General features: G+C 68.9%; 1 protein-coding gene. It reads right to left on the reverse strand.

From position 1 onward, the window contains the following. Positions 1-53: 53 nt before the first annotated feature. On the reverse strand, positions 54-720 hold a 667-nt coding region (locus tag UP10_RS00010; protein WP_044585411.1), incomplete at its 5' end, for an IS110 family RNA-guided transposase.

Below are 720 nucleotides of genomic sequence, written 5' to 3' on the forward strand. Positions count from 1 at the left end.
CTCTTGCAGCTTCCGGGTCGGCCGGTGGGCGAACCCGCCGGCCGGCCAATCTGTTAGGCGACGGCTCCCATGGCATCGAGCCGCGCGGCATCGTAACTCTCGCCTGTTGCCATCAGCTTCCAGGCGATGCGGGCAACCTTGTTGGCGAGCGCCACCGCGGCAAGCTTCGGCGGCTTGCGCTTGAGCAGCGCCACCAGCCACCGCGACGGATGGCCTCGGCCTCGCCGGACCTGCTGGATGACCGAGGTCGCCCCCGCCACGAACAGGCGGCGCAGGTCCTCGTCACCGGCCCGCGTGATCTTGCCGAGCCTGGTCTTGCCGGCGGTGGAATGATCCTTTGGCGTGAGGCCGAGCCAGGCCGCAAAATGCCGGCCGGAGCGGAACGCATGCGGATCGGGCGTCTTCATCACCAGCCGCGTTGCCGTGATCGGGCCGACGGAGGGGATCTGCGCCAGGCGCCGGCTCAGTGCATCGGCCCGGTGCCAGGCTATCAGCCTGGCCTCAAGCTGCTTGAGTTCGGCTTGCAGCACGGCGTATTGGCGTCCCTGGACCGCAAACACTTCGCGCGCCATCGCGGGCAGGCTCTCGTCCTGTGCGATCTGCGCCAGCAGCGGTTCGATCTTGTCGAGCCCCTTGGGCGCGATCAGGCCAAGCTCCGCCGCATAGCCACGGATCGCGTTGCTCAGCTGGGTGCGCCGGGCGATCAAGCTGTCGCGCAGC

It is taken from the genome of Bradyrhizobium sp. LTSPM299, assembly GCF_000938235.1.
In the GTDB taxonomy this organism is placed as follows: domain Bacteria; phylum Pseudomonadota; class Alphaproteobacteria; order Rhizobiales; family Xanthobacteraceae; genus Bradyrhizobium.